Origin of the sequence: Priestia sp. HNGD-A6 (assembly GCF_045784335.1) — a bacterium.
Lineage (GTDB): Bacteria > Bacillota > Bacilli > Bacillales > Bacillaceae_H > Priestia > Priestia zanthoxyli.
Map to the genome: position 1 here is coordinate 3,482,091 of NZ_CP138621.1, position 25,040 is coordinate 3,507,130.

Consider the following 25,040-nt stretch of genomic DNA (forward strand, 5'->3'; position numbering starts at 1 on the left):
TCTAGTGCAAAGAATAAAATAGATAAATTTTAAAAAATTTGAAACTATTGTTAAAGTTATTCGTATATACAGATACATACTCATACTATCTATGGAAGGAGGGAAGTGTATTCGGTGAAAATCTTATTTTCTTTCGTGTGCTTTCTTATTTTAGCCACTGGGTTATTCCCCACTATTAGCACCGCTGACGTGAAGCGTGTACACATTATTCCTGTCAATAAAACGGTAGAAAATGGACTGCTTTCTTTTTTAAACAGATCCATTGAAGATGCGGAAAATGACGGTGCAGATTTGATTATATTGGACATAGATACTCCTGGAGGAGCTGTAGATGCAGCTTCTGAAATAGCTAAAAGCTTAACCTCAACACCTATTCCTACCGCTGCTTTTGTCGACAAAAAAGCATTATCGGCCGGAGCGTATATTGCACTTAACGCCGATCAAATTTATATGACACCCGGTTCTACAATGGGATCGGCAGCTGTGATTGACCAACAGGGAAATGCAGCAGGAAAAAAAGCTCAGTCCTACTGGTTATCGGCTATGAAGAGCGCAGCAGAACAAAATAACCGAAACCCTAAATATGCAGAAGCGATGGCAAACACAAAGATGGTCATACCTGAGCTCAACTTAAAAGGAAACGAATTGTTGACGCTAACTCCGAAGCAAGCCGAGCAAGTTGGTTATTCAGAAGGAACTGTAAAAAATTTAGATAATCTCCTGAGCGTGCTTGGCTATGAAGATGCTAAACTGACGTATGCAAAAATGAGTGTAAGTGAACAAATTGCTCGTTTTCTTACCCATCCGCTTGTTGTTCCCATTTTATTATCTATTGGTGCTTTAGGAATTGTAATTGAATTGTTTACGCCTTCATTCGGTATTGCGGGCTCCATTGGAGTAGCTTCACTTCTTTTATTTTTCTATGGTCATATGGTAGCAGGATTAGCAGGAATGGAAGCCCTCGTTTTATTTATAGCAGGAATTATACTGCTTCTATTAGAGATTGTAGTGCCAGGCGGCGTTTTAGGGCTGCTAGGGCTTGGAGCTATCATTTTAAGTTTTTTTATGTCAACAGATAATAATGTCGAAATGGGAATTTCTCTTGTAATTGCAATAGTGGTGGCACTGGGAGGTGCGTTTGTGATGATGAAATTTTTTAAAAGAAAGCTTACACCTTTCAAAAAAATGGTGCTTAATGATTCACTTAATACCGAATCTGGTTATGTATCGAATCAAAATCGGTATGAATTAATAGGAAAACAAGGTAAAACAACAACACCGCTGCGTCCTTCAGGCACCGTGCTCATCGATGAAGAGTATGTGGATGTAGTCACTGAAGGCGGATATTTAGACAAAGATGTGTTAGTAAATATTATAAAAGTAGAGGGATCAAGGGTTGTGGTGCGGAAGCTCACAGAGCCTTTGAAAAAGGAGGACCTTAATTAATGGAAGCAGGTAGCGTATTGTTTTTTGTAGTTATTGGCCTAGCAATTATTGCTTTAGCTGTTTTTTTCACTTTTGTACCGATTATGTTATGGATCTCAGCATTAGCAGCAGGCGTTCGTATTAGTATTTTCACACTGGTCGGAATGAGACTTCGTCGAGTGATACCATCTCGCGTTGTGAACCCGTTAATTAAAGCAAGTAAAGCCGGTTTAGGTATTACCATTAATCAATTAGAAAGCCACTATTTAGCAGGCGGTAACGTGGACCGCGTGGTAAATGCATTGATTGCAGCGCACCGAGCAAATATTGAGTTAACATTTGAGCGCGGAGCAGCTATCGACTTAGCGGGCCGTGATGTGCTAGAAGCTGTACAAATGAGCGTTAATCCAAAAGTTATTGAAACACCTTTTATTGCAGGGGTGGCTATGGATGGAATCGAAGTTAAAGCAAAAGCCCGAATTACCGTTCGTGCAAACATTGATCGACTAGTAGGGGGAGCTGGAGAAGAAACGATTATTGCCCGTGTTGGCGAGGGGATTGTTTCTACAATCGGTTCACAAAAAGATCACAAAAAAGTATTGGAAAACCCTGATATGATCTCTCAAACGGTTTTAGGAAAAGGGTTGGATTCCGGAACAGCGTTTGAAATCTTATCCATTGATATTGCTGATATCGACATTGGTAAAAATATTGGGGCAGTTCTTCAAACAGACCAAGCAGAAGCAGATAAAAATATTGCCCAAGCAAAAGCCGAAGAACGTCGTGCTATGGCCGTTGCTCAAGAACAAGAAATGCGTGCAAAAGTAGAAGAAATGCGTGCAAAAGTAGTAGAAGCAGAAGCAGAAGTACCATTAGCGATGGCAGAAGCACTGCGCTCTGGCAATATTGGCGTCATGGATTATATGAATATTCAAAACTTGACTGCTGATACGGATATGCGTGATTCAATTGGAAAAATGTCTAAAGAAGACGATGAGAAATAATGAATCAGTTTAACAAGGAGGTTTTCTCCTAATGAATATCGTTGAAACGCTTATTAAACTAATTATTAATAATGCTTTCATTTTTGTCATCATTGGAGGGATTATTTTTAACGTTGTGCAGCGTTTTATGGCTCAGTCAAAAGAGGAAGAACAGCAGCGTTCTAAAAGAGCTCCTATGCCTCCTGTAAACAATCCTTCAAGGCGGGAAAGACCTAGATATCGCCCTGTCAAAGAAGAGCCAAAAACAGCTCGTATGGAGCCAGAAACTGTTCCTTCAGCGGAAACAAATCCTTTGCAAGAAAAACTGGAAGAGCTAAAAAACCGTTCGTATCATGAACCTTCTATTCAAAAGAAAATCGCAGTTGAAAAACCAAAAACAACTGATGAGAAAAACGTTTTTAAGCCCATTTCTCGTAAAGAAGCTGTTCAAGGAGTGATATGGTCCGAAATTCTAGGGCCGCCAAAATCGAAACAACGTAAATATAAACGATAAATAGATGTGATACATTAACCCCCTTTCTCATAAACATGAGATGAAAGGGGGTTCTTTTTATGAGCAAAAAGTGGAGACACCAAATGAAAAGATGGATGACAAAAACAATGGAACTACCCGCTGATGTATTAATGGATCTTCCCCGTATTACGTTAGTTGGACAAATACACATTTATATTGAAAATCATAAAGGTTTATTAGCCTTTTCTGATACTGAAATACGCGTGTTACTAAAACAGGGACAAATGTTAATTCGAGGTGAAGGACTGGTCATTAAAGTAATACTGCCAGAAGAACTGGTTTTAGAAGGTAAAATCAATCAAGTTCTTTATTTAGAACAATAACACAAGGAGGAAAAAAATGAAGAATGGATGGACAAACTTTGTTATTGGTACCGTACGTATTCGAATTGTTGGAAAAGGAATTGAACGTTTTTTAAATAATTGTGTGAGACAACAGATTATGATCTCGAATGTCCATAAAGTTGACGGTCAGCTAGCGACAGCAACGATATTATTGAAAGATGTAAAGAAAATTCGTATACTAATTCGCAACGCAGACTGTAAAATTTATTTTATAAGAGGCCGAGGTTTTCCTTTTTTAACAAAACGAGTGATTAAAAATAGTGGATTTGCTTTAGGTTTTCTTTCTTTTTTTATTATTCTTGGTTTGCTTTCCAACATGGTGTGGAAAGTGGAAATTAGCGGTGCAGAACCACAAACAGAACATCAAATGACGAAGCAGCTGGCCAAAATAGGTGTAAAAAGAGGAGAGTTTCAATTTCTGTTAGAGAGTCCTGAAAAAATTCAGCGCTATTTAACGGATAATATGAACAATATTACCTGGGTGGGAGTAGAAGTGCGCGGCACTTCTTATCACTTCCAAGTGGTTGAAAAAAATGAGCCCAAGCCTCAGCAAAAAACACCTTACCAACATTTAATTGCTAAAAAGAAAGCTATTATTACGAATTTGTTTGTCGAAAAAGGACAACCTTTAGTCAAGGTTAATGATTTTGTCAACGAAGGCGAGGTCTTAGTTTCCGGTATTATTGGAAACGAAAAAAATAAAAAAGTAGTAGCTGCTAAAGGGAAAGTCTACGGTGAAACATGGTATAAGTCTGAGGTGGAAGTGCCTTTAAAAACTGATTTTCAAGTATTAACGGGTAATGGATATACGAAGCACTATTTAGATTTTCAAGCTTTTAAAATGCCTCTTTGGGCTTTCAACAAAGAGAAATACGGCTCAAAGGTGACAGAAAAAGTGGAGCATCCACTCTATTTTTTAAAATGGAAATTACCTCTGTCGTATGAGAAAGTTGCTGTACGAGAAGAACAGAATTCGCAGCGCATCTATTCTAAACAAGAGGCGGTGGAAAAAGCTTTGGAAATCGGTCGAAAAAAATTACTATCAACTTTAGGTGAGGATGCTAAAATAAAAGGTGAAAAAGTTTTGCACCAAGAACAGGACAATGGTAAAGTTAGATTATCAATACATTACCAAGTTATAGAAAATATTGCGAACACTCAACCAATTATTCAAGGAGATTGATGAATGTCAGAACAGCTAGTAACAATTAACGTACAACTTGATGATTCAAACGAAGCCATTTCATTATTTGGCGTACAAGATGCGAATTTAAAGCGAATTGAAGAAGAAATGCAGGTCTCGATCATTTCAAGAGGTGAGACTGTTGTAGTCTCCGGAAGTACAGAAAATGTTCAGCTAGTGGAAGAAATGCTTAAAAAGTTACTGAACATTATCCGCAAAAATATTTCCATATCTGAACGAGATGTTGTGTATGCGATTCAATTAGCTAAGAAAAATTCTCTCGAGTTTTTTGAAGATGTATATGAAGAAGAGATTGGTAAAAACGTAAAAGGTAAGACTATTCGTGTTAAGACATTAGGACAAAGTCACTACATTTCTGCTATTAAGAAAAATGATTTGGTATTTGGAATTGGGCCTGCTGGTACGGGTAAAACGTATTTAGCCGTTGTCATGGCCGTTAATGCTCTTAAAAATGGTCACGTACAGCGTATTATTTTAACACGTCCTGCTGTTGAAGCAGGTGAAAGTCTTGGCTTCTTGCCAGGAGATTTGAAAGAAAAAGTAGATCCGTACTTGCGGCCTCTGTACGATGCATTACATGATGTATTAGGAACAGAACATACGCAACGCCTAATCGAACGCGGAGTTATTGAAATAGCACCCCTTGCTTATATGCGAGGTCGTACACTAGATGATGCGTTTGTTATCTTAGACGAAGCACAAAACACCACGATGGCGCAAATGAAGATGTTTTTAACACGACTAGGATTTGGGTCTAAAATGGTGATTACAGGAGATATTTCACAAATTGATTTACCAAAAGGAGCTCAGTCTGGTCTAGCGGCTGTCTCGAAAATCCTGACCAATGTTAAAGGTATTTCGTTTGTTCATCTAGAACAGTCAGATGTTGTGCGCCATCCACTTGTGGGACGCATTATTCAAGCGTACGAACAAGCTGACCAAAAGACCCTTTCTTAATAGGGTCTATTTTTTGTAAAGGGGGTACGTTTGTGTCAACGTTTCGGATAATCAAGCAAACAATGGCACAGATCGAGCGATTACGGTTAATTCAAATTGGGTTATATGCCTTGTTAGGTATAATGATGTTTGCGTCTATGTATAGCAATGTAAAGCCGCAGGAATTAGATCTTAGACTACTGTCTATTTCCCCGCAAACCATTTACTCACCCGTTACCATTGAAGATAAAGAGAGCACAGAGAAAAAACGGGCAGAGGCAGAACAAGCCGTTGAAGATGTGTATACACAAAAAACAGAATACGCACAGAACCAAGTCGATCTTGTTGCATCTATTTTTGATGCGATGATGGAAGTTAATACAGAATATGAAAAAGAAGATCATGAAGATGACAGTATCGATGCCGTATTAAAAACCAAACAAAAAATGCTAGAGGACAAGCTTCCTGAAGACATTCAAAAAAACTTGCCAAAGGATACCATCAAGCAGCTGCTTCAGTCTTCTAACAGTGATTTATCTATTGCGAAAGACGCTGTAGTTACAGCCGTTCATCATGTGATGAAAGATCAAGTGAAGATTAGCGATGTAGAAGAGAAAAAAGACCAGGTAGAAGGTCAGCTTGTTTACACCAATGTCAGCAATTCCTTAAAGGATTCAATGAATGCAATTGCTAAATTCGCTATCATTCCAAATGTGATTTATGATCCCAAAAAAACAGCTGAAAACCGTCAAGCAGCTGTGGAAAAAGTGGAGCCTGTTCGAATTAAACAAGGTCAGATTATTGTAGAAGAAAATCAGCTTATTAATCCTGATATATATCGTCAGCTCCAGCTCGCGGGATTGTTGAATAATAAAGGATCTATTCAGCCTTTTGCGGGATTAGCTTTGCTGATTGTGATGATGATAGCGGGCCTCATTTACTATTTGCGTGAATTTCACACCAAGACATATCAGCCCTTGTTGTTGTATGTATTGGTAGCAACCATTACGATTGGCCTCATGAAAATCTTAAGCGTGTTTCAGCAAATTGATTTATCGGAAATAGGTTTCTTAGCTCCTATTGCAGTGGGAGGTTTGCTGATTCGAATTTTAATGGATGAACGCATTGCTATTTTATCAAGTATTGTATTTGCTATTTGTGGAAGCATTATTTTTAATGGTGAATTGACAACCTCGTTTAATATGAACATTGGGATTTACTTTTTAATTAGCAATATTGCTGCTATTTTATTTTTAAGCAGGCAGCACAGGCGTTCACGGATTTTGCAGGCAGGTCTATTTGTGGCGATGGTAAACGTAATTATTAGCTTTGCTATTATTTTTATTAAAAATGGCCAAATTGGTACTGTAGAGCTTGGCTATTACAGCATGATGTCAATTGCATCTGGTGTTATTGCTTCCGTTTTAGCTATAGGTTTGCTTCCGTTTTTTGAAAGTGGATTTGGCATTTTATCTACGATGAAGCTGATTGAATTATCGAGTCCTAATCATCCGCTATTACGTAAAATCTTAACCGAAACACCGGGAACGTATCATCACAGTGTAATGGTGGCAAACTTATCTGAAGCGGCGTGCGAAACGATAGGAGCTAACGGTTTATTAGCGAGAGTGGGGGCTTATTACCACGATATTGGTAAAACGAAGCGACCGCAGTATTTTATTGAAAATCAAATGAATATTATCAATCCGCATGATAAACTAAGTCCGAAGACTAGTAAAAATATTATAATCGCACATGCTACAGATGGAGCGACCATTTTGCGAAATCACAAGTTTCCAAAAGAGATTGTAGATATTGCAGAGCAGCATCACGGAACGACCCTGCTTAAGTTTTTCTATCATAAGGCACTTGAACAAACAGAAGAAAAAATTGATGAAAAAGAATATCGCTATCCTGGACCAAAGCCTCAGTCAAAAGAAGCAGCGGTTATTTGCATAGCTGATAGTGTAGAAGCAGCCGTAAGGTCAATGTCCAATCCAACTCCGGAAAAGATTGAGAACTTGGTGCGAAATATTATTAAAGATCGCTTGCAGGATGAGCAGCTTAGCGAGTGTAACGTAACGCTCAAAGAGCTAGAGTTAATTCGCCAAGCACTATGTGAAACTTTAAATGGGATTTTTCATTCCCGAATTGAATATCCAGAGATAAAAAAAGAGAAGGTGAAGGTATGAGTTTAGTTATTGATTTTATTGATGAAACAAACGAAGTGAGTAAAGAGCAGCAAAAAGAGCTTGAGAAGCTGCTTGAAGCCGCTGCTATATATGAAAATCTTCAAGAGGATGCAGAAGTATCCGTTACATTTGTGGATAATGATCGAATTCAAGAAATCAATCATCAATACCGCCATAAAAATCAGCCAACGGATGTAATATCGTTTGCGCTAGAAGAAATGGGCGAAGATGAAATGCAAATTATCGGAGATGAGATGCCAAGAGTCCTGGGGGATATTGTCATTTCGATTCCAAAAGCTCATGAGCAAGCAGAAGAATACAATCACTCGTTTATGAGGGAGCTAGGATTCTTAACGGTTCACGGTTTCTTGCACTTGCTTGGGTATGACCATGAAACATCAGAAGATGAAAAAGAGATGTTTACACGTCAAAAAGATATTTTAGAACAATATGGACTCTCGCGATAAAAAAGGGATAGCTAAAGTTGTCAGTAGCTTTGGTTATGCAATAGAGGGGTTTCTCTATGTTTGTAAAACACAGAGAAATATGCAAATTCACGTAGCAGCTTCTTTCATCGTCCTTCTCTTAGGAGCCGTGCTGTCAATTACAGCTGGTGAATGGACGGTTGTGCTGCTTCTGATTGCAGGCATGTTCAGCTTAGAGTTAATGAATACAGCGGTTGAAAAAGTTGTTGATTTAGTTTCTCCTGAATATCACATACTAGCAAAACACGCAAAAGATGCAGCCGCAGCCGCGGTGTTGGTCTATGCGTGTTTTGCTGTCCTTATAGGAGGAATTATTTTCTTAAAGTATTTGTTTTAAAAAGGATTCTTTTTGGTTCTTTACACCCCCGTGGTATAATAAAAAAGGACAAGTTAAAAGACATGTAGAAGCGCAAAAGGAGAGCGGATAAATGGATAAGACCGGACTGATTGATGAGGCGAAAAAAGCTCGTGAAATGGCTTATGTACCGTATTCAAAATTTAAAGTTGGTGCAGCTTTATTGACGAAAGATGGAAAGGTTTATCGCGGCTGCAATATTGAAAATGCGGCTTATAGCATGTGCAATTGTGCTGAGCGTACGGCTTTATTTAAAGCCTATTCAGAAGGAGATAAAGAGTATGCAGCACTTGCTGTAGTAGCTGATACTGATCGTCCTGTTTCTCCGTGTGGAGCATGCAGACAAGTAATCTCTGAGCTTTGTCCAAAAGAAATGAAAGTTATATTAACCAATTTAAAAAATAACATACAAGAACTAACTGTGGAAGAATTACTTCCAGGAGCATTTTCATCGGAGGATTTACATGAGTAATAATGAATTTAAGTCAGGTTTTGTTTCAATTATTGGAAGACCAAACGTAGGGAAATCAACTTTTTTGAACCGAGTAATCGGTCAAAAGATTGCGATTATGAGTGACAAACCGCAAACAACTAGAAATAAAATTCAGGGTGTGTACACGGAAGATCAGGCGCAAATTGTGTTTATTGATACACCAGGAATTCACAAACCAAAGCATAAATTAGGCGACTTTATGATGAAGGTAGCGCAAAATACGCTTAAAGAAGTAGATTTAATTTTATTTATGATTAACGCAACAGAGGGTTTAGGTCGAGGCGATGAATTTATTATCGAGCGTTTAAAAGATACAAAAACGCCTGTTTTCCTTGTGATTAATAAAATTGATGAAATTCATCCAGACGAATTGTTTTCAATTATCACGAATTATAAAGACTTATATCCTTTCGCTGAAATTGTGCCAATTTCAGCTTTACAAGGAAATAACGTGGAGCGCTTGCTTGATCAAATCAAGCAGCGATTGCCGGAAGGTCCGCAGTATTACCCGGCAGATCAGGTAACAGATCACCCAGAGCGCTTTATTATTACGGAATTAATTCGTGAAAAAGTACTGCATGCAACGAGGGAAGAAATACCTCATTCTATTGCCGTTGTGATGGATTCTATGCAAAGACGAGATAATGGCGCTGTTTACGTCGGCGCTACAATTATCGTCGAAAGAGATTCACAAAAAGGCATCGTAATTGGAAAGCAAGGAAAGATGTTAAAAGAGGTAGGAAGAAAAGCAAGAGCAGACATTGAAGCTCTTTTAGGCTCAAAAGTATTTTTAGAACTATGGGTAAAAGTGCAAAAAGATTGGCGAAACCGAGCGTCGCATCTCCGTGACTTTGGATTTAGAGAAGACGAATATTAATCATTTGAGTTCTTGTTGGCGTCGATTTATACCCCTTCATAAAAGAAGGTAATTTGTAAAAAATTGTGTTACATGATTTTACGTCGGAAGGCTATTCTAAACATAAGGAATTGAAATATGTATCTGATCTTTATGGTTAGAAAGGTGGGAGTTCTATGTTGAATTTTACTTGGAACATTTTTTCACAAACAGGTAGCATTGATACTTATCTCATTTTTAAGGAACTTGAAAATGAAGTGAAAGAAAGACCCGAAACATATGAGGACAACAGCGAAAGTCTCAATTCTCCCTTGTCTTAGCCTTCTGTAAGATGGCGGTGATGATGATTGTTTAAAAAGTGTGAAGGAATTGTCATTCGAACGAATGATTACGGTGAATCAAATAAAATTGTCACCATTTATTCACGTGAACTCGGAAAAGTGGGTCTTATGGCAAGAGGGGCAAAAAAGCCCAGTAGTCGCTTAGCTTCCGTCACACAATTATTTACGTATGGATACTTTTTTATACAAGCAGGTTCAGGAATGGGTACTCTCCATCAAGGAGAAGTTATCTCATCTATGAGAAGCATACGCGAAGATATCTTCACAACAGCGTATGCTTCTTATATTCTTGAATTAACAGATAAAGCTACTGAGAACAATAAACCAAATCCATTTCTATTTGAACTGCTGCACCAAACCATTCATTATATGAACGAAGAGTATGATGCAGAGATCTTAACATTTATTTATGAAATGAAAATGTTAAACGTTCTAGGTCTTCATCCTACATTAAATGAATGTGCAGTCTGCCATCAAGGTGAAGGAACATTTCATTTTTCCATTCGAGAAGGCGGGTTTATTTGTCATCGATGCTTAGAAAAAGATCCTTATCATTTGAAAATTAGTCCGATGACGGTTAAACTATTAAGGCTATTTTATTACATTGATTTAAAGCGGTTAGGTTCTATTTCTGTTAAACCCGAAACAAAAAAACAATTAAAGTTTGTAATTGATCAATATTATGAAGAATATTCAGGATTGTTTTTAAAAACAAAGCGGTTTTTGAATCAGATGGAGTCTTTAAAACAATCGCTCTCTGATAAGAAATAGAAAAGATAATCAGTGATATGCAAGGAATTGCTGTCGCTAGGGTGCCTCGTAGTGTGTAGAGGACACCCTTTTTACTGTGGAGCGAAGGGATAGTTTCGCTTATTGTAAGCGTAATGTCTGCTTTTTTTGAGAAGCCATGGTAAAATAAACGGCATTCTAAAAAGATAAAATGCTAAAATTAATAAGTTATAGCTTTTACTTTTGCTTAAAAAGTATATAATGTTTTATAAATAGTATGTCACATTTAATGATTAGGTGGTGAGTACAATCGAACTGAACAAACGACAAGAACAAATTTTACAAATTGTCAAAGACGAAGGCCCTATTACAGGCGAGCATATTGCAGATCAGCTTAGCCTTACGCGGGCCACGCTAAGACCGGACTTGGCTATTTTAACAATGGCTGGTTATCTAGAAGCGCGACCGCGCGTAGGTTACTTTTACACAGGTAAAACAGGAGCACAGCTTCTTACAGATAAAATAAAAAAAATACAGGTGCAAGAATATCAGTCTATCCCTGTAGTCGTGAACGAAAATGTGTCGGTATATGATGCTATTTGTACAATGTTTCTAGAAGACGTGGGGACCCTTTTTGTAGTGGATGAGAAATCACAGCTAGTGGGAGTACTGTCGCGTAAAGATTTATTGCGCGCGAGTATCGGAAAGCAAGAGCTCACATCTATTCCTGTTCATATTATCATGACGAGAATGCCCAACATTACATATTGTTATCGGGAAGATTTGTTAATGGATATTGCTAAGATCTTAATTGAAAAACAGATTGATGCTATGCCCGTTATTAAAGAGGGAGAAGGCAATTTTGAAGTGGTGGGACGCATTACCAAAACAAATATTACAAAATTACTAGTAGCACTAGCAAATGATGAAGTATTATAAGTGAAAAAGGATTAAAAAGGGGATGCACAAAATATGAACAACCCATGTCTTTATGTCATTTCGGATTCTGTAGGTGAGACAGCTGAACTAGTTGTAAAGGCTGCATCAAGTCAGTTCAATATGACGGACTTTGTAATTAAAAGAGTACCTTACGTAGAGGACATCGCAACACTTTCAGAAGTGGTTTCAGTAGCGAAGTTGAACAACGCTATTATTGGCTTTACGCTAGTAAAGCCCGAAATGAGAGAATTTTTAATTCAAGAAGCGTCCAAAAACGGGGTAGAGGTATTTGATATTATTGGACCTTTAATTGATAAAATTCAATCTTCTTATCAACTTTCTCCTCGCTATGAGCCTGGAATGGCTAGAAAGTTAGACGAAGATTATTTTAAGAAAGTAGAAGCGATTGAATTTGCAGTGAAATATGATGATGGGCGTGATCCAAGAGGCATTCTTAGAGCGGATATCGTATTAATCGGTGTATCAAGAACATCTAAAACACCTCTTTCTCAGTTTTTAGCACACAAGCGTTTGAAAGTAGCCAACGTTCCGATTGTACCTGAGGTAGATCCGCCAGAAGAGCTGTTTCACGTATCACCTGAGAAATGTATAGGACTTACTATTAGTCCTGAAAAATTAAACGATATTCGTAAAGAGCGTTTAAAGTCTCTTGGGCTAAACGATAAAGCAATTTATGCTAATATTGGCCGTATTAAAGAAGAACTTGAATTCTTCCAAGGAATTGTAGATAAGATTGGCTGTGAAGTGGTTGATGTATCCAACAGAGCCGTAGAAGAAACAGCTGGTATCATTCTCAATACCATCAAAAAGAAATAAACGATGAATCTCCTCTGTGCGTGACAGAAAGGAGATTGCTTTCTTATGTTTGTATGCTGTAGGCCTAAGAAAATATACCAAAGATGAATATGACAGAACTTTTAAAAACAAGTGACTTTGGTATAGAAAATATAGGTTGTTTATATTATAATAAAAAATTGTGATAAAAAAGAATAGTTTTAGGTTTAGACTTTGTTAAGAACGAATAAACTATTTATATAAAAGTCAAGTCAAAATCGAAAAAAGTATTCGACAAATGCCATCTACAGGAAATAACAAATTGTTAGAAGGAATCTCTGGAGGGATGTAGAATACAGAGTTATAGCAAAAGAAAAAGTAAAGTTTTTGTCGATGCTGATGCATGCCCTGTTAAAGCAGAAATCGTTGAACTTACACATACATATGACATCGAGCTTGTGTTTGTTGCTTCCTATGCTCACATGCAAACAAATCCTACACCAGGAAAATGGGTCTATGTAGATGCAGAAAAGGAAGCCGCAGATTTATATATTTTAAATCACGCAGCCAAGCAGGATATTGTCGTAACTCAAGATACTGGCTTAGCAAGCATGTTAGTAAGTCGAGGGGTTTACGCACTGTCTCCTCGTGGAAAGTACTATAATGACGACGAAATGAATACGGTGCTTTTCTTTCGCTATGTTTCTGCAAAAGAGCGACGGTCAGGGCGTCATACTAAAGGCCCAAAGGCATTTAGTGAAGAAGATCGCCAGCATTTCATTCAAGCTTTTGAAAAAATGTTGTCGAAACTTGCAGGAATTTAGCACTTAGTGAAGAATATTATATGAAATACGGAGCTGTTACTATGGCAAATCGAATTCCTGATGAAGTAATCGACCGTATTCGGCATTCAGTAGATATTGTCGACGTCATAAGCGATTATGTACAACTAAAAAAACAAGGGCGCAATTATTTTGGACTCTGTCCGTTTCATGGGGAAAGCACACCATCTTTTTCAGTATCGCCTGATAAACAAATTTATCATTGCTTTGGATGCGGTGCAGGAGGGAATTCATTTTCATTCATAATGGAATTAGAAGGACTGTCCTTCACGGAAGCAGCTCAGCAGCTTGCTGAAAAAGGAGACATTCCTTTTGAACATGAGATACATCCTCATGAAGAAGATAATCAAAAGCCTAGCAATAAAATGATTGAAGCACACGAGCTTTTAAAGAAATTTTACCATCATTTATTGGTAAATACAAAAGAAGGCCAAGATGCTTATGATTATTTAATAAATCGAGGGTTTTCACGAGAAATTATCGATGAATTTGAGATAGGTTTTGCTTTAGATTCGTGGGAATTTGTAAGTAAGTTCTTAACAAAACGTGGGTTTAATCCGCAAGAGATGGAACATGCAGGTTTAATCATTAAACGCAACCAAGATGAAACGTACTTTGATCGTTTTCGCGATCGAATTATGTTTCCTATTGCTGATTTGCAAGGCAAAACAATTGCATTTTCAGGGCGCCTGCTAAAAGAGATAAAAGGGCAGCCTAAATATTTAAACAGTCCCGAAACTTCTATTTTTAACAAAAGTCGCACACTCTACAACTTTCACCGCGCTAAAAAACATATACGCAAAAATCAGCAGGTTATTTTATTTGAAGGATTTGCAGATGTTATTTCAGCTGTTAAAGCGGGGTGCCCAAACGCAATTGCAACAATGGGAACTGCCTTAACAGAAGAACAAGCCAAAATTATTCGCCGAAATGTAGAGTCCGTTATCATTTGCTATGATGCAGATTCTGCTGGAATTGAAGCAGCGCACAAAGCAACTGCTATCTTAACAAATGTGGGTTGTACCGTTAAGATTGCTGTGATGCCGGATGGTTATGACCCGGATGATTATATTAAAGAATACGGGGCAGAGAAGTTTCAAAATGATGTTATTAATAGCAGCTTGACCTTTATGGCATTTCAAATGAGGTATCTCCGCCGAAAGCGAAATCTACAAAATGAATCTGAACGTATGCAATACATTGAAGACGTTTTGAAAGAAATAAGCCTCCTTACAAAAGCTGTAGAGCGAGATCATTATTTACGCCAATTGGCACAAGAGTTTTCCATTTCATTAGATGCGCTTAAAGAACAGCAGTATCAAGTGTATCGAACGGAAAAAAAGAAAAAGGATAATGATTCTCCAAATCGAAATAATATAAATAGACAACCAGTCGTAAAGAGAAGCTTATTACCGGCTTATCAAAATGCAGAACGTTTTTTGATCGCTCATATGTTGAAAGATAAGGATGTAGCATTTAGAATTCAAGACCGACTTCAAGGTCAGTTCAATGTCGAAGAACATCGTGCGCTTGTTCTATATTTGTATGCCTATTACGAGGAAGGACACGAGCCTAATCCGAGCGGATTTATTGAGCGGTTGCCCGAATCTTCGTTGTCTAGTCTAGCTTCAGAATTGGCGATGATGTCAATCAATGATGAATTGTCGGAGCAAGCTTTGAATGATTATATCCAAACGATATTGATTTATCCACAAAGGGTAGCGATAGAAAAAAAAGAAGCAGAAAAGCAAGAAGCAGAGCGTCAAAAAGATTATTTAAAAGCTGCGACAATAGCAATGGAAATTTTACAGTTGAAAAAAACGTTAAAATAAACGATGTTGCGTATTAGTCCCACTTTTAGAAGGTTTTCCTTAAAATTTTGGAAGGAGGGGATCTGATGGCTGAAAAATCAGCTCAATCAAAACAACTTGATTCAGATTTAACAATTGAACAAGTAAAAGATCAATTGACCGAAATCGGAAAAAAACGTGGTGTGCTAACATACGAAGAAATTGCAGAGCGTATGGCGAACTTCGAAATTGAATCCGATCAAATGGATGAATATTATGAATACCTTGGAGAACAAGGTGTTGAAGTAATGAGTGAATCTGAAGCAAATGATGACGATGCCGATCCCGATATTCAAGAACTGTCAAAAGAAGAAGAGTTTGATTTAAATGATTTAAGTGTACCTCCTGGTGTGAAAATTAATGATCCAGTTCGTATGTACTTAAAAGAAATCGGACGCGTTGACTTATTGTCGGCAGAGGAAGAAATCAATTTAGCAAAACGTATTGAAGAAGGCGATGAAGAAGCGAAACGTCGTCTTGCTGAAGCAAACTTACGTCTTGTGGTAAGTATCGCTAAACGCTATGTTGGACGCGGTATGCTGTTTCTTGATTTAATTCAAGAAGGAAACATGGGTCTTATTAAAGCGGTAGAAAAATTTGATTATCGCAAAGGTTATAAATTCAGTACGTATGCGACATGGTGGATTCGTCAAGCTATTACTCGTGCGATTGCTGACCAAGCAAGAACGATTCGTATCCCTGTTCATATGGTTGAAACGATTAACAAACTAATTCGTGTTCAACGTCAGCTTCTACAAGATTTAGGTCGCGAACCATCTCCTGAAGAAATTGCAGAAGATATGGACTTAACACCAGAAAAAGTTCGTGAAATCTTAAAAATTGCCCAAGAGCCGGTTTCTCTTGAAACGCCAATTGGTGAGGAAGATGATTCTCATTTAGGTGACTTCATTGAAGACCAGGATGCAACATCACCTTCTGAACATGCTGCATATGAATTATTAAAAGAGCAGTTAGAAGACGTCCTTGATACGTTAACAGATCGCGAAGAAAATGTTCTTAGACTCCGCTTTGGTCTGGACGATGGGCGTACGCGTACGCTTGAAGAAGTAGGAAAAGTATTTGGCGTAACGCGTGAGCGTATTCGTCAAATTGAAGCTAAAGCGCTTCGCAAGCTTCGTCACCCTAGTCGAAGCAAACGTCTAAAAGATTTCTTAGAATAGATAAAAGCGTAAATAGCGCTTATGAGATAGCTTCTTTCCCTGCGGAAAGAGGCTGTCTGTTTTTTATGGAATAAATTTCATGAAAACGCATTTTAAAGAAGTATATTGATTTTTTTACCAACTTTTCTTCTTTCATATATTTTACTGAATTGTCCTTCGTTTTGCAAATGCTCCTTTATATTCTTTTGTTATAGAAGCGTAAGATGTTCAAATTTCATTTAAACATCCGAAAAAAATGGAATCGCTCTCATTTTATTCTTGCATTGATGAATACTCCTCTATTATAACATGAAAAAATTAAAACGTTTTAAAAGTTGAGAAAATTTACAAAAATGAATTATAATTAGATAATGTAAGCGTATACATTTTTAGGGGGAATAAAAATGAATTATGAATTAACCAATGAACAAAAGATGATTCAACGGACGCTGAGAGAATTTTCAGAAGCTGAAGTAGCACCAAATGCACTAGAGCGCGATCGAAGTAAGCAATTTCCGCTTGATGTTTTTAAAAAGTTAAGTGAGCTTGGTGTAATGGGCCTTCCTTTTCCTGAAGAGTATGGTGGCGGAGGCGCAGATACGGTTAGTTTTGCTATTGTCGTAGAGGAGTTAAGTAAAGCTTGTGGCTCTACAGGAATTACATACTCAGCTCATGTTTCGCTCGGGGGGGCACCTATTTATTTATTCGGAACAAAGGAGCAAAAAGAACAGTACCTACCTGCTTTATGCTCCGGGGAATCTTTTGGAGCGTTTGGTTTAACCGAACCGAACGCAGGAAGTGACGCGGGGGGAACGGAGACCGAAGCAGTGTTGAAGGATGGAACATTTAGGATTAATGGAAGTAAATGCTATATTACGAATGCCAGCTATGCAAAGTTTTTAGCTTTAACAGCTGTTACAAACCGTACAGAAGGTAAAAAAGAAATTTCAGCTATTATCGTGCCTACAGAAGCTCGAGGTTTTACTGTAATAGACAATTACGAGAAAATGGGTCTACATGCTTCAAATACAACTGAACTCGTTTTAGAGGATGTTGAAGTGCCTGAAGAGAATTTACTCGGTGTAAGAGGAGAAGGATTCAAACAATTTCTAATGACGCTTGACGGGGGAAGAATTGGAATTGGGGCAATGGCCGTTGGAATCGCTCAAGCGGCTTATGAAAAAGCACTGTCATATGCGCAGGAAAGAAAGCAGTTTGGGAAAGCTATTTCATCGTTTCAAGCGATTCAGTTTAAATTAGCTGATATGGCCATGAAAATTGAGTTAGCAAGAAATATGGTGTATAAAGCAGCGTGGTTAAAAGACCAAGGAAAGCCATTTACGAAAGAAGCAGCTATGTGTAAACTGTATGCTTCTGAAATTTGTATGGAAGTAGCCAGTCAAGCTGTGCAGATTCATGGAGGATACGGCTACATGAAAGAGTATCACGTGGAGCGGTATTTACGGGATGCCAAGCTTTTAGAAATTGGAGAAGGAACTTCGGAAATTCAGCGCTCTGTTATTGCAAGGCAAATTGGCTGTTAAGATAAGCAATAAGAAATTAGTTAATTATGTAAATAAAACCCTTTCACTTATGAGCATTTTCAAGTAAAATAAAAGTGCTTATACTATTTTGTTATTTCTAGGGATGGGAATACATAAAGGGGGTATAGTGAGTGAAGCGAAATCCGCTAATACCATTTTTATTAATTGCGGTAATCGGGATTGCTTTAATGTTAACGCTTTCGTTCAACGGATTGAACAATGCAAAAGAAATCGCGGCTGAAAAAGAAGGCGGTGGCGCGGAACAGCAGGCTTCAGCTAAACCAGAAGAAATTTATCAAAAAACTTGTATTGGTTGTCACGGCGATCAGTATCAAGGTGGAGTAGGTCCTTCGTTAAAAGGAATTGGGAAAAAAGTTTCTCAAGACGAAATTGCAGATATTGTTGTAAACGGTAAAGGAAACATGCCGCCGGGGCTGGTTCCTCCGGAAAAAGCGAAGGAAATGGCTAAATGGGTATCCGAAATTAAATAGAGTTCAGAAACATGATTTTCTGGAAAGCCGCTCATTTATAAAGCAGGCTTTTTTTTTATGATGTTTTTATATGCATTCAGCTAAAAGGAAAACATGAAGAGAAATAGGAATCATGCAGCTATCTATGTTAAAATAATGAACAGTAATCACATAGAGAATAGGTGACAAAATGAATGAATTAAACTTATCAACAAGACTTGAAGAAGTAGTAAAGTCGATTCCTTTGGGAGCAAAGATAGCAGACATTGGCTCAGATCATGCGTATTTGCCATGTTTTGCTTATTTAAATGGATATATTAGCGGCGCTGTAGCAGGTGAAATTACAGAAGGTCCCCTGCAATCGGCTATTCAGCAGGTGAAAAAAACAAGCTTAACGGATGTTATTGATGTTCGAAAAGGAAACGGGCTAGAAGTAATATCGCCGAATGAAGTAGACTGTATTACAATCTGCGGAATGGGCGGAACGCTTATTACGATGATTTTAGAAGAAGGAAAGGCAAAATTAGAAGGAGTAAAAAGACTTGTGCTTCAGCCAAATATTGGTTCACATCATATTCGCAGCTGGCTGATTCAACACAACTGGGAAATCATTGATGAAAAAATCATCGAAGAAGACGGTCGTATGTATGAAGTCATCGTCGCTGAACCTGGAAACCCTTTAGCTCCGTATAACGGGGAAGTGGAAGCCGGTGTGTTAATGGGCCCTATTTTAAAAGAAAAGCGCTCTTCTGCTTTTATGACAAAGTGGACGCATGAACTAAATCATCTTAAACAAATTGTCAGTCAAATGGAACAGGCTCAGTCAGAGGAAAGTAAAGCAAAACTTCAAAAACTTACCCAAGACATCTCATTAATTGAGGAGGCGTTAAAATGAGTAAAATCCCTAACGGATTTCAAGTAATTGAGGCATTTGAATCATTTTCTCCCAAGCATTTAGCGGTTGAAGGAGATAAAATTGGTTTACAGATTGGAACGTTAAACAAGCCTGTAAAAAAAGTAATGGTAACGTTAGATGTTCTTGAAACGGTCGTAGACGAAGCAATTGAAAAACAAGTGGATTTAATTATTGCTCATCATCCTCCTATTTTTAGACCTCTAAAACAAGTGGTTACAGATCGTCCTGAAGGACGTATTTTAGAGAAATGCATTAAGCATGATATTGCCGTATATGCTGCTCATACAAACTTAGATATAGCTAAAGGCGGAGTAAATGACTTGTTAGCCGAAGCGTTGGGGCTACAAGAGACAAAAGTGCTGGTTCCGACAACGTCGATTCAATTGAAAAAGCTAGCTGTATTTGTTCCTTCAAATGACGCTGAAGCAGTGCGCACAGCTATTTGTGATGCGGGAGCTGGACATGTTGGCCTTTACAGCGACTGTACGTTTTCAACAGAAGGCGAAGGCACATTTAAACCTTCTTCAGAAGCCAATCCATACATTGGCTCAAAAGGAGAGCTAGAACGTGTCAATGAAACAAAAGTTGAAACTATTTTTGAAGCGGGTCAACAAAATAAAATTATTCGTGCCATGCTCAGTGCTCATCCTTACGAAGAAGTAGCCTATGACATTTATCCAGTGGAACAAACGGGCGAAACGCTTGGACTTGGACGAATTGGTAAGTTAAAAGAAGAGATGACGTTAAAACAGTTTGCCGATCACGTTAAACAAGCATTGGATGTAGATGGTGTCAGAGTAGTAGGGTCTATGGATGCCACTGTGAAAAAAGTAGCTGTTCTTGGCGGAGACGGAAACAAATATATTACAAACGCAAAATTTAGCGGAGCAGATGCCTATGTAACAGGTGATTTGTATTTCCACGTTGCGCATGATGCAATGGCAATGGGATTAAACGTTGTAGATCCTGGTCATCATGTTGAAAAAGTCATGAGACAAGGTGTAACACGCGTATTAAACAGTCTTTTTGAAGCGAAAAACTTTGAGTGTGAAGTATTTGATTCAAAAGTAGACACAAACCCATTTACGTTTATGTAACAAAGAAGGTGTTGACGAATGTCAACACCTTCTTTTGCGTCTATTAAGACGATTTTTTTGTTCGAACTTTTGGTAAAATTTTTGAAAGAGGCACACTTTTTTCACGTGTCCATGTTGTTTCATCTTCCGGATCGAACTGATCTAGAAAATTGATGACCTCTTTTGTGATTGGAGTAGGGGTAGATGCGCCTGCCGTAACAGCTACGGTTTTCGCGTTCATCAACCATTCGATCTGAAGCTCTGAGATGTCACCGATGCGATATGCCTCAGTGCCGGCAATCTCCATTGATACTTGAGCTAGACGGTTTGAATTGTTACTTTTAGGATCTCCTACTACGATTGTAACATCTGCTTCACCTGCTTGCTCAGCTACAGCTTCTTGGCGAACTTGTGTAGCTAAACAAATTTCCTTGTGAACTTCAGCGTGCGGATATTTTTCTTTTACTTTTTCCATGACATCTGCAACGTCCCACTGACTCATTGTTGTCTGATTGGTTACAATGACTTTTTCACGTTGAATATTTAAATGGGCTACGTCTTCTGCTTTTTCAATTAAATGAACGATATCTGGTGCGATGCCAAGTGCACCTTCTGGCTCAGGATGATTTCTTTTTCCGATATAAATAACGTCATAACCTTCTTTTTCTTTTTGGCGAATAAGGTCGTGGGTTTTTGTAACATCCGGACATGTAGCATCGATTGTTGTTAAACCTTTTTCTTTTGCTCGTTCTTTTACTTCTGGAGATACTCCGTGCGCCGTAAAAATAACGGTTCCTTCATTTATTTGGTCTAAGATTTCTAGGCGATTAGCACCGTCCAGTGTGATAATGCCGTCCTCTTCAAACGCATCTGTAACGTGTTTATTATGAACAATCATTCCTAAGATATAGATTGGTCGAGGCAATGATTTATCTAAAGCGGCGTTTCGTGCAATGACCATTGCGTCTACTACACCATAACAATAGCCGCGCGGTGCGATTTTAATAACTTTCATTTCAATTTCCTCCTCATCATAATCCTGACGAGCAATTCAACTCGCTTCTATTATATAAAAGAGGAAGGAAGAATACAAAGATATTCTTTTTTTACTTACTGTCTTTACTTACGGAACTAGCAGATTTATCAAATATAAAGTTTTGGTTTAGACACTCGATCTCTAGAGGAAAGTTCAATTTCTTCTTCGAAGAAATCCAGCTCATCATCAGATGAATCCGTGCTTTCTGCGCCTGTTGACAAAACCTTACTGTCTTTGCTTTCATCAGTTTCAGCAATCTCTGTTCCTTCTGCTTCGAGTACTTCATCTGTATCGTCACTTGAGCGCAGGGCTTGATAGATTTTCCATAGAGAAGGAGCATTTTTGACAAGAGGTCCGTATTGTTGAATCATAGGTCCCATCGTTTCCGCAGCTTTTAATACTCGCTGAACATTTCCCATCATGGAGCTTAAGTTAGCAGGGTTCGTTAAACCTTGCAAACCTCCAAGCAGGGAAGAAGAGTTGGTCGCTCCTGCAGCACCTTGGGCTCCTGAAAGGCCTGAAAACAAAGAACCTCGAGGAGCAGCAGCTGCTGCTTGTTGAAAGGGGATGTTTCTATTCCCGCCTCTTCGGAATAGGCGAGTTAAGAAGTTACCTCCTCCACGGTTCAGGCCTTGCTGATTCGGGTAAAATGATTGTTGAGCATTTGTTTGCTGGGCAAAGTTACGAAACTGCTGTAATGGATTAAATTGGCCAAAGTTACCAGGTTGTTGCCCAAAACCGTTTTGCGGTGGCATTCCTGGCATCATTCTTCTTTGCATACCGGGTGGAAATGGTGGTCTTCGCTGTAGCAAAGGACGCACCTCCTTTAGTAAAGTAGATTTTCTTTTACTATCGTATGCAACTCGCGATAAAATGTTTTTGAAACAGGTAATAAGTTTTAGTAATATGAATGAGAAGTAGTCACAGAAGGAAAAATCGATTATAATCATATATTGTGCCTTAAAAGATGAACGTGAATGTAAAAAAGGAGACTATTATGGAAAAAACAAACTTTGAACGTTTTGAGTTTCAACCATTTTTAATAGAAGCAATTAAACAATTAGGTTTTTATCAGCCTACAGAGATTCAAGAGCGCTTGATTCCTTCCGTTTTAAAAGGGGAAAGTGTAATTGGTCAGTCACAAACAGGGACGGGCAAAACACACGCTTATTTATTGCCTTTACTTGAAAAGGTAGATCCTAAAAAAGAAGAAGTACAAGTTGTAATTACCGCTCCAACTCGTGAGCTTGCTTCTCAAATTTATCAAGAAGTCTTAAAGCTAACAAAACACAGTGCTGAAGGAGAAGAAATTTCAGCAAAATGTTTTATCGGCGGTACAGATAAGCAGCGTACAATCGACAAATTAAAGAAACAGCCTCAAGTGGTTGTAGGAACACCGGCTCGTTTGTTTGATTTAGTAAATGAAAAAGCGTTAGTTGTCTATACAACTAAGGCGTTAGTAGTAGACGAAGCTGATTTAATGCTTGATATGGGATTTTTAGAAGATGTGGACCGTTTGGCAAGCAACATGCCTGAAAAATTACAGATGCTTGTTTTTTCAGCAACGATTCCTGAAAAATTAAAGCCATTCTTAAAAAAATACATGGAAAATCCAAAATTTACGCATGTTTCGCCGAAGCAAGCAGCAGCGGCTAAATTAGAGCATGTATTAGTTCCACTACGTCATCGTAACAAGTTTAAGCTGCTGCACGATATGCTTATTTCGTATAATCCTTATTTAGCTATCGTCTTTACAAATACAAAGAAAATGGCGGACGAAGTAGCAGATGACCTACTGTCTAAAGGCTTAAAAGTAGGAAGAATTCACGGAGACTTATCTCCTCGTGACCGTAAGAAAATGATGAAGCAAATTAATAATTTAGAATTTCAATACGTAGTAGCGACAGATTTAGCAGCTCGCGGTATTGATATTGAAGGGATTTCACACGTTATTAACTTTGAGCTTCCTTCAGATCTAGATTTCTACATTCACCGCGTAGGCCGTACAGCTCGTGCTGGTCATTCTGGAATTGCTGCTACAATCTTCGATGTGGAAGATGAAGATGCAGTAAATAAGCTAGAGAAAATGGGAATCGAATTTGTAAACAAAGATCTTCAAAAGCAAGAATGGGTTTCTATTGATGACCGTAACCGCCGTAAAAAGCGTGTGAAGAAAGCGGATGAAGTGGGAGAAGAGGCACATCGCTTTATTCAAAAGCCTAAGAAAGTAAAGCCTGGCTATAAGAAAAAACGTGCTCGTGAAATTACAAAGTACGTGCAAAAGAAAAAGCGTAGTGAAAGACGCAACAATCGTTAATCGCAATAGGTTAGAGGTGTAAAAAAGAATGTTGAAAATTGGTTCTCACGTATCGATGAGCGGCAAAAAGATGCTTTTAGGGGCAAGTGAAGAGGCAGCTTCTTATGGAGCAAATACGTTTATGATCTATACAGGCGCTCCACAAAATACTCGTCGCAAAAAGATTGAAGAGCTTAATATTGAAGCTGGTCTTTTGCATATGAAAGAGCATGGAATGAAAGATATTGTTGTACATGCTCCTTATATCATTAATTTAGGGAATACAACAAAGCCCGAAACATTTGAGCTTGGAGTAGATTTCTTAACGTCTGAAATTCAGCGCACCCATGCTCTTGGCGCAAAGCAAATTGTTCTTCATCCAGGGGCTCATGTGGGGGCCGGAGCAGATGCTGGTATTCAGCAAATTATCAACGGTCTAAACGAAGTGTTGACAGCTGATCAAGAAGTTCAAATTGCGCTTGAGACAATGGCTGGAAAAGGAACAGAGTGTGGAAGAAGCTTTGAAGAAATCGCCCAAATTATTGATGGTGTGACGCACAATGAAAAGCTCTCTGTTTGTTTTGACACATGTCACGTACATGATGCTGGTTACGATATCGTTCAAGACTTTGACGGTGTATTAAATGAATTTGACAAAACCGTAGGAATACAGCGAATTAAAGTGCTTCACATCAATGATAGTAAAAATGTATGCGGTGCTCGAAAAGACCGTCATGAAAACATTGGGTTTGGTGAAATCGGATTTGGTGCACTGAATTATATTGTTCATCACCCAGCGTTTAAAGAAGTTCCTAAAATTCTAGAAACTCCTTATGTAGGAGAAGATAAGAAAAATAAAAAAGCGCCATATCAATTGGAAATTGATATGATTCGTGCACAAAGCTTTGATTCAGAATTAAAACAAAAGCTTATGTAATTTCATATGTGATTGAAAGAGGTCATGTCTACAGACATGACCTCTTCTTTTACATTAACTGCTGAAATAATTCGTTCACGCGTCTGGCAGTTTCACGATCTGTTACTTTAGCAATTTGTTTGATTAAATTTCGGCGCTCTTCAAGGTTATAAATATTTACGGGCTGCTGTCTAATGACAGATACAAGGGTGTGTGCCTGCTGATCTGTAATGGGGATGTTGTATTGTTTGCTATACTTTAAAAGCTCTTTCGGGGTAATATTGTTTACTTTCTTATTGACAATCTGCTGTACAATTTTCAT

27 protein-coding genes are annotated in these 25,040 nt (G+C 38.2%); 24 read left to right on the forward strand and 3 right to left on the reverse strand.

What is annotated here, in order from left to right:
• The first annotated feature begins 114 nt into the window (after positions 1-114).
• From SCI76_RS17745 to SCI76_RS17850, 22 genes are all read left to right on the forward strand, one after another.
• Entirely contained in the window at positions 115-1,446 is a 1,332-nt protein-coding gene (locus tag SCI76_RS17745) for a nodulation protein NfeD (RefSeq protein WP_063248497.1), read from the forward strand.
• Positions 1,446-2,429: a flotillin-like protein FloA gene (gene floA / locus SCI76_RS17750; protein ID WP_028411651.1), complete on the forward strand. Its 984-nt coding sequence runs from the start codon at positions 1,446-1,448 to the stop codon at positions 2,427-2,429. Before SCI76_RS17745 ends, floA begins: the two co-directional genes overlap by 1 nt.
• Before the next feature lie 31 nt (positions 2,430-2,460).
• Positions 2,461-2,922, forward strand: coding sequence for a hypothetical protein (locus SCI76_RS17755; RefSeq protein ID WP_048019738.1), 462 nt, complete (start codon positions 2,461-2,463; stop codon positions 2,920-2,922).
• A 59-nt stretch (positions 2,923-2,981) separates the two neighbouring features.
• Positions 2,982-3,266, forward strand: coding sequence for a sporulation protein YqfC (yqfC, locus tag SCI76_RS17760; RefSeq protein WP_013059232.1), 285 nt, complete (start codon positions 2,982-2,984; stop codon positions 3,264-3,266).
• Positions 3,267-3,282: 16 nt separating this feature from the next.
• A complete protein-coding gene (yqfD, locus tag SCI76_RS17765) occupies positions 3,283-4,470 on the forward strand; it encodes a sporulation protein YqfD (RefSeq protein WP_221831989.1) in 1,188 nt (395 codons plus the stop codon).
• A gap of 3 nt (positions 4,471-4,473) precedes the next feature.
• Complete coding sequence (locus tag SCI76_RS17770; RefSeq protein ID WP_033579680.1) at positions 4,474-5,448, forward strand: PhoH family protein; 975 nt, start codon at positions 4,474-4,476, stop codon at positions 5,446-5,448.
• A 62-nt stretch (positions 5,449-5,510) separates the two neighbouring features.
• The gene (locus SCI76_RS17775; protein ID WP_407545246.1) at positions 5,511-7,619 is read left to right on the forward strand and encodes an HD family phosphohydrolase; all 2,109 of its coding nucleotides are present in this window, start codon (positions 5,511-5,513) and stop codon (positions 7,617-7,619) included.
• Complete coding sequence (gene ybeY / locus SCI76_RS17780; protein WP_028411646.1) at positions 7,616-8,086, forward strand: rRNA maturation RNase YbeY; 471 nt, start codon at positions 7,616-7,618, stop codon at positions 8,084-8,086. The genes SCI76_RS17775 and ybeY overlap by 4 nt, the downstream gene beginning before the upstream one ends.
• Positions 8,070-8,441 (forward strand): diacylglycerol kinase family protein, encoded by a 372-nt coding sequence (locus SCI76_RS17785; RefSeq protein WP_016765589.1) that lies wholly within the window; start codon positions 8,070-8,072, stop codon positions 8,439-8,441. The genes ybeY and SCI76_RS17785 overlap by 17 nt, the downstream gene beginning before the upstream one ends.
• A 91-nt stretch (positions 8,442-8,532) precedes the next feature.
• Positions 8,533-8,931: a cytidine deaminase gene (locus SCI76_RS17790; protein WP_033579682.1), complete on the forward strand. Its 399-nt coding sequence runs from the start codon at positions 8,533-8,535 to the stop codon at positions 8,929-8,931.
• A complete protein-coding gene (era, locus tag SCI76_RS17795) occupies positions 8,924-9,829 on the forward strand; it encodes a GTPase Era (RefSeq protein WP_013059225.1) in 906 nt (301 codons plus the stop codon). Before SCI76_RS17790 ends, era begins: the two co-directional genes overlap by 8 nt.
• A gap of 155 nt (positions 9,830-9,984) precedes the next feature.
• A complete protein-coding gene (locus tag SCI76_RS17800) occupies positions 9,985-10,128 on the forward strand; it encodes a YqzL family protein (RefSeq protein WP_014458193.1) in 144 nt (47 codons plus the stop codon).
• A gap of 27 nt (positions 10,129-10,155) precedes the next feature.
• A complete protein-coding gene (gene recO, locus SCI76_RS17805) occupies positions 10,156-10,920 on the forward strand; it encodes a DNA repair protein RecO (protein ID WP_033579683.1) in 765 nt (254 codons plus the stop codon).
• Between the two features lie 258 nt (positions 10,921-11,178).
• Positions 11,179-11,817, forward strand: coding sequence for a helix-turn-helix transcriptional regulator (locus tag SCI76_RS17810; RefSeq protein WP_221831991.1), 639 nt, complete (start codon positions 11,179-11,181; stop codon positions 11,815-11,817).
• A 33-nt stretch (positions 11,818-11,850) separates the two neighbouring features.
• Positions 11,851-12,654, forward strand: coding sequence for a pyruvate, water dikinase regulatory protein (locus SCI76_RS17815; protein WP_014458195.1), 804 nt, complete (start codon positions 11,851-11,853; stop codon positions 12,652-12,654).
• A 311-nt stretch (positions 12,655-12,965) separates the two neighbouring features.
• Complete coding sequence (locus SCI76_RS17820; protein ID WP_028411643.1) at positions 12,966-13,436, forward strand: YaiI/YqxD family protein; 471 nt, start codon at positions 12,966-12,968, stop codon at positions 13,434-13,436.
• Positions 13,437-13,477: 41 nt separating this feature from the next.
• Positions 13,478-15,286: a DNA primase gene (gene dnaG, locus SCI76_RS17825; protein ID WP_016765586.1), complete on the forward strand. Its 1,809-nt coding sequence runs from the start codon at positions 13,478-13,480 to the stop codon at positions 15,284-15,286.
• Between the two features lie 65 nt (positions 15,287-15,351).
• Complete coding sequence (gene rpoD, locus SCI76_RS17830; RefSeq protein ID WP_013059219.1) at positions 15,352-16,485, forward strand: RNA polymerase sigma factor RpoD; 1,134 nt, start codon at positions 15,352-15,354, stop codon at positions 16,483-16,485.
• Positions 16,486-16,868: 383 nt separating this feature from the next.
• Positions 16,869-18,008: an acyl-CoA dehydrogenase family protein gene (locus SCI76_RS17835; RefSeq protein WP_028411642.1), complete on the forward strand. Its 1,140-nt coding sequence runs from the start codon at positions 16,869-16,871 to the stop codon at positions 18,006-18,008.
• A gap of 131 nt (positions 18,009-18,139) precedes the next feature.
• Positions 18,140-18,499: a cytochrome c550 gene (cccA, locus tag SCI76_RS17840; protein ID WP_013059217.1), complete on the forward strand. Its 360-nt coding sequence runs from the start codon at positions 18,140-18,142 to the stop codon at positions 18,497-18,499.
• Between the two features lie 169 nt (positions 18,500-18,668).
• Positions 18,669-19,373, forward strand: coding sequence for a tRNA (adenine(22)-N(1))-methyltransferase TrmK (locus SCI76_RS17845; RefSeq protein WP_028411640.1), 705 nt, complete (start codon positions 18,669-18,671; stop codon positions 19,371-19,373).
• Positions 19,370-20,491 (forward strand): Nif3-like dinuclear metal center hexameric protein, encoded by a 1,122-nt coding sequence (locus SCI76_RS17850; RefSeq protein WP_048019743.1) that lies wholly within the window; start codon positions 19,370-19,372, stop codon positions 20,489-20,491. Before SCI76_RS17845 ends, SCI76_RS17850 begins: the two co-directional genes overlap by 4 nt.
• 43 nt (positions 20,492-20,534) lie before the next feature.
• Here SCI76_RS17850 and SCI76_RS17855 read toward each other — a convergent pair whose 3' ends face one another.
• Positions 20,535-21,485, reverse strand: coding sequence for a 4-hydroxy-3-methylbut-2-enyl diphosphate reductase (locus SCI76_RS17855; RefSeq protein WP_028411638.1), 951 nt, complete (start codon positions 21,483-21,485; stop codon positions 20,535-20,537).
• A gap of 128 nt (positions 21,486-21,613) precedes the next feature.
• A complete protein-coding gene (locus SCI76_RS17860) occupies positions 21,614-22,318 on the reverse strand; it encodes a YqfQ family protein (RefSeq protein WP_063248503.1) in 705 nt (234 codons plus the stop codon).
• Between the two features lie 185 nt (positions 22,319-22,503).
• Between SCI76_RS17860 and SCI76_RS17865 the strand changes: the two genes are divergently transcribed.
• Entirely contained in the window at positions 22,504-23,823 is a 1,320-nt protein-coding gene (locus SCI76_RS17865) for a DEAD/DEAH box helicase (RefSeq protein ID WP_013059212.1), read from the forward strand.
• A 28-nt stretch (positions 23,824-23,851) separates the two neighbouring features.
• Entirely contained in the window at positions 23,852-24,739 is an 888-nt protein-coding gene (locus SCI76_RS17870) for a deoxyribonuclease IV (protein WP_028411635.1), read from the forward strand.
• A gap of 49 nt (positions 24,740-24,788) precedes the next feature.
• Here the strand turns inward: SCI76_RS17870 and SCI76_RS17875 are convergent, their stop codons facing one another.
• Positions 24,789-25,040 (reverse strand): DUF2624 domain-containing protein, encoded by a 252-nt coding sequence (locus SCI76_RS17875; protein ID WP_221831993.1) that lies wholly within the window; start codon positions 25,038-25,040, stop codon positions 24,789-24,791.